The sequence below is a fragment of the Cryobacterium sp. genome (assembly GCF_026786305.1).
Taxonomy (GTDB): Bacteria; Actinomycetota; Actinomycetes; order Actinomycetales; family Microbacteriaceae; genus Cryobacterium.
In genome coordinates this window covers 1-4665 of record NZ_JAJAYI010000042.1, presented here as the reverse complement: position 1 = coordinate 4665, position 4665 = coordinate 1, and the positions used below count along the sequence as shown (strand labels likewise).

Below are 4665 nucleotides of genomic sequence, written 5' to 3'. Positions count from 1 at the left end.
GAGGGCCCGACCGCAAGAAATACGCAATAACGCCAGCCGGCTGCATCCGCTTACAGAGTTGGATGTTCACCCCCGACGTACCGTCGGAGACGCTGCAGAGCAATCTGTTCGCCAAGATTGTGCTCGCCCTGCTCGTTGACACCGACGCGGGCAGCCTGCTCGACCGTCAGCGAGCCGAGCACATGTCGCGCATGCGCGAGCTGACCCGCTCCAAGACCGGCGCCGACCTGTTGCACGTGCTCATCTGCGACCACGCCCTTTTCCACATCGAAGCCGACCTGCGCTGGATGGACCTCACGAGCGCCCGACTCGACCAGCTCAAGCAGGAACTGAGCCTCTGAACCAACCACTCATTCGTGCCAGAGACCTGCACAAGAGCTTCGGGCAAACGGATGCTCTGGGCGGCATAGATCTAGACATTCACCGCGGCGAGGTGCTCGGGATCACGGGGCCGTCTGGCTTCGCAAAAATCGACGCTGCTGCACTCCCTCGTTGGAGTGATTGTGCCGGAGCGTGGCACCGTTAGGTTCGGCGAGGAGCATTTCGACCGGCTCGGTCTCGAATCTCGGCAGGACCGCACGAACTGGATGCGGCACGTTGGCGGTCACCGTGCTGGCCGTGGTGCTCGGCTCAGCCGCGAATGCAGGTTCCGGAGGAGACCGGGGCCGAAAGACTGGACGCCTGGCTGATGACCGGCTGCACCTCGTCGAGCGCGAGTGCATAGCCGACGTTCTCGGTGTTGGACGCCTTGGCAAAGATGACACCGACCACCAAGCCGGATTCGCTCAGCAGCGGTCCGCCAGATTCGCCCTGCTGCACGTCAGACGCCACGGTATACACCTGACGTGGTGTCGGATCCTGGCCGTAGATGTCGGCGACGCTGATGGTGCTGATCGAGATGACCTGGGCAGGATCGGACACATACGGTCCGCCGAACGGATACCCGTCCGCGACGGCGCCCCTGCCAGCAGCAAGTTGCTGCCCGACGGTGAGCGGAGCGGCGGCCAGGCCGGGCACCGAAATGACGGCGAGGTCGTCGACCGCGTCGAAGTACACGATTTTCCCAGCCAGGGCTTGACCCGCCGGTGTTTCAATGACCGGCTGACTCACACCGGCCACGACGTGGGCATTCGTGATGACGCGACCGTCGGAGACGACGAAGCCGCTGCCGGACTGGCTCTGCCCGCAGGCATAGGCCGTTCCGGTAATGCGCACCACCGACTGCGCTGCAACGGCCAGGGCGGGGCTGCTGGTGTCGGCCTCAGCGGCATCCGGGGTCGGTCCACTGAAAGCGTCGACGATGCGCGGCAGCCCCTGCTGCACGGCCACTGAACGCAGCTCGGCCATGAGCGCCTTGACCGGGTCCGGGGTCAGGGCATCAATTCCGGACACGACGTTCGACGACGCTATCGCGGGGGAGAGGAACGGAATGCCGAGGGCACCGATACTGAACGCGACCATCGATGCCACGAGTGCAGAGGCGACGGCCGCAAAAGCTGCACCCAGCACGCGATTCAGAGTGCCGAGCGGGGAACGACGCTTGTGTCCACCGGTCATTCGTCCAAACGCTGCTCCGAGCGAATGTCCCAGCAGCACGAGCAGAACTGCCGCGGCGATGGTGGCTGGAGTGCGCCACTCGGCTGCAGGGATCCAACCGCCGACCAGAGGAACCACGAAGAAGGCGGCGATTCCGCCAAGCACCGCGCCGACGATGCCGGTGAGGCTCTGTAACAGTCCGCTGCGGTAGCCGTTCACCAGGGCTACAAACAAGATCAGAATCAGTAAGAGGTCGAGAACGGTTGAGCCCGTCATCCGTCTTCCTCAATTCTTCTAGTCGCAAGTGGTCTGGCCGCGCCTCGCATGAACACAGGTATCGGTGACGATGTCATCTCCTTCTTCATGTTTACACAGGCCGCCTCCGCGATTGCTGAGCGGATACGCCTGGCCGCTCGCATTCCCGGTCGATCAACAGGCGTTGGGCGTGGCAGAGCGAGTACCGTGTTATCAGTCAGCGAAAATAGCTCCGCGAGAGGATGCCGTGAAAAACGCCGAGGCCTATCCCATTTCGGCGATAGCACCGCCCCTTGCTGGTCGAGCCTCGGCCAGCCAGAGGTGGTCGCACCTGGTGTTTCTGCATTGGCGAGTGGATGCTGCGCTGGTTGCGCCGCTCCTGCCCAATGGCTTGGTTCCCGATGAGTATGACGGTTCAAGTTGGGTCGGTTTGATTCCATTTGTGCTCGATCGCGCGACCATCCTGGGTAGCCCCCCGGTACCATATTTCGGTACCTTCGTCGAGGTGAACGTGCGCCTCTATGCCGTTGACTCCGACGGCCGTCGCGGTGTTGTGTTCGTGTCGCTGGAGGCCAGTCGTCTCGCGGCAGTACTGGCCGCCCGCACACTGTTCTCGCTGCCCTACGTCTGGTCCCGCACGCGGCTCACGGTCGATTCCGGACAGTACCGATACACCTCCACCCGCCACACGGATCGCACCAGGTACACCGACATCGTGGCGCACGCGGGTTCCGTCTTGGTGGTCAACGACCCGCTGGCAGATTTTCTGACCGCGCGCTGGGCACTGTTCACGAGCATCCGTGGTCGCACAGTGCACTTGCGCAATCACCACGAGCCATGGCCGCTGTATTCCGCCGAGCTCGTGAGTATAGACGACACGCTGTTGGCCGCTGCCGGTTTCGCCGGCCTCGCCCAGCGTGTTCCGGATTCCGTGCTCTACTCGCCCGGAGTCACGACCTGGTTCGGTCGCGGCAACTAGCTGCACGTTTGGCTCAGTGAATAGCCGCGATTGCCATGTCGATCGGCACGTCGCCGTCGGTGAACTCGATGAACTTTCCCACTGTGTTGTCGCTGGCCAGAACGGCGGCGGCCACGAGAGCGACGTTCTCCCGTGAGGTGTCGCCGCGCGCCACACTGGAGCCCACAGCGATGGAGCCGGTTGCGGCGTCGAGGGTCAATGCACTCGGTCCGAGAATGGTCCAGTTCAAAGAAGTGGCCCGCAGATAGGCGTCTGCGGCCGCTTTAGCTTCGTAGTAGGCGAACATGCCGTCGTCGGGGGAGGCGCCGTGATCAACACGTGACCCCAGGTACGACACCATCACATAGCGGTAGATGCCGGCCTGCGCTGCGGCGTTCATCGAGCGGATGGCCGCATCCCGGTCCACCGCATAGGTGCGGTCGGCTCCGCCTCCGCCGGCTCCGGCTGACCAGACGACGGCGTCGTGTCCGGCCAGTGCGGTGGCGATCTGCTCAGTGGACATATTCTCGACATCCGCGAGAACCGGCGTGGCACCGGTCGCCGTGACGTCGGCGGAGTGCTCAGGATTACGAATCAGGGAGTTGACCTCGTGACCGACAGCCGCAAGCGCACGGGCCAGGTGGAGGGCAACTTTTCCGTGTCCGCCGATGATCGCAATTTTTGTCATGTGTTCACCCTGCCACGGTTGGCTGCGTGCGGCACTCAGACTTGGCCGATCACACCAATCCCAGCAGTTGCGCGCCCAACGCCACACAGAATAGTTGCGCGGCGAGAAAGACGGCCACCCAGAAGATACCCGGAATATGCGTGAGGCTGGCAAGCTGGTCGGCATCCGACGACGAGCCGCCGCGCCGCGAGCGTGATTGCTGCAGTTCGAGGGTCGTGCGCACGGCACCGAGCAGCAGAAAAGCCGTGACCAGCAGCGCGAACATTCCCTGCACCTGCACCGACCCGAACCAGGAGACCCCGAAGACCACGGCACCGGTTAAGGCCACCGACCAGAGTCCGAACCAGTTGCGAATCTGCACGAGCAACAGTGCCAGCGCGGCGAGTAGCAGCCAGAGGAGGCCCACGTCGTAACCGCGGCTGAGCAGCCAGGCGGCACCGAGTCCGAGGAGCGCCGAGGCCGGATACCCGGCCAACAGTGTGAATATCATGCCCGGCCCGGTCGGGCGCCCGCGGCTCACGGTGAGCCCCGACGTGTCTGAGTGCAAGCGGATGCCGCCGAGTTTGCGCCCGCTCAGCACTGCGACGATTCCGTGCCCGCCCTCGTGCACGATCGTGATGGCGTGCCGCCCCAGCCGCCACACCGGCGAAAACAGTACGATCGCGGCGGCTGCTGCAACGGTCAGCCACGCGGTGAGTGGCGCCAGCGCGACGTGCGGTGTCGTCATGCGTTGCCAGAGGTCGAGAAGCACGTCCATGCACCTCAGACTAGGTGTGCCACTCTCCATTGCACGCACGTACGCACGCACGCACGCACGGCGAGTTGTCGGTCCCCGGCCCAGAGCGTTGCCCCGGGCGTCAGTCGTCTTGCAGCGAGCACGTTCGTATGTCAAAGAGGGACCCTAGCATTGTCGCCCGACTCCAACTCTCCATGCAGGTGTAGTTCCGCCCGTCCGTGGGCACATGTCTGCGGGCACACTGCTGTTAGGTGCGCCAGTGGGGTTTTGAGCTGGGCGTATTCGCGCGGTGGGTGTGGGCGGGTCGCCAGGTTTGGGTGGGGTCCCAGAGGAGGGGGCCGAGGAGTTGGGGTCTTCCGTTGGTTATGCGGATTTTCCAGCCGTTGCTGTTGATGGTGTGGTGGTGGTACCAGCAGAGCAGGGTGCCGTTGTCGATGTTGGTCGGCCCATTGTTTTGCCAGGGGATGATGTGGTGGATTTCGCACCAGCGGG

The 4665-nt window shown here is 63.9% G+C and carries 5 protein-coding genes and 1 pseudogene; 2 read left to right on the top strand and 4 right to left on the bottom strand.

Annotated elements, in window-relative coordinates:
- Positions 1–341, top strand: a pseudogene (locus tag LH475_RS04600) (PadR family transcriptional regulator); the annotation flags it as partial.
- Positions 342–630: 289 nt separating this feature from the next.
- Here LH475_RS04600 and LH475_RS04595 read toward each other — a convergent pair.
- Positions 631–1812 (bottom strand): MarP family serine protease, encoded by a 1182-nt coding sequence (locus LH475_RS04595; RefSeq protein ID WP_196843896.1) that lies wholly within the window; start codon positions 1810–1812, stop codon positions 631–633.
- 226 nt (positions 1813–2038) lie between these two features.
- Here LH475_RS04595 and LH475_RS04590 point away from each other — a divergent pair, with 226 nt between their 5' ends.
- Complete coding sequence (locus LH475_RS04590; RefSeq protein WP_297412981.1) at positions 2039–2770, top strand: DUF2071 domain-containing protein; 732 nt, start codon at positions 2039–2041, stop codon at positions 2768–2770.
- A 13-nt stretch (positions 2771–2783) separates the two neighbouring features.
- Here LH475_RS04590 and LH475_RS04585 read toward each other — a convergent pair whose 3' ends face one another.
- The 3 genes from LH475_RS04585 to LH475_RS04575 form a co-directional block, all read right to left on the bottom strand.
- Positions 2784–3437, bottom strand: coding sequence for an NAD(P)H-binding protein (locus tag LH475_RS04585; protein ID WP_196843894.1), 654 nt, complete (start codon positions 3435–3437; stop codon positions 2784–2786).
- 49 nt (positions 3438–3486) lie between these two features.
- Complete coding sequence (locus LH475_RS04580) at positions 3487–4194, bottom strand: M50 family metallopeptidase (protein WP_196843893.1); 708 nt, start codon at positions 4192–4194, stop codon at positions 3487–3489.
- A 226-nt stretch (positions 4195–4420) separates the two neighbouring features.
- The coding region (locus LH475_RS04575; protein ID WP_297412980.1) for an HNH endonuclease signature motif containing protein at positions 4421–4665 on the bottom strand (245 nt) is incomplete at its 5' end.

Coding starts and splice junctions, on each gene's coding strand:
- LH475_RS04580 (WP_196843893.1), bottom strand. CDS start 4,194: ATGGACGTGCTTCTCGACCTCTGGCAACGCATGACGACACCGCACGTC.
- LH475_RS04585 (WP_196843894.1), bottom strand. CDS start 3,437: ATGACAAAAATTGCGATCATCGGCGGACACGGAAAAGTTGCCCTCCAC.
- LH475_RS04595 (WP_196843896.1), bottom strand. CDS start 1,812: ATGACGGGCTCAACCGTTCTCGACCTCTTACTGATTCTGATCTTGTTT.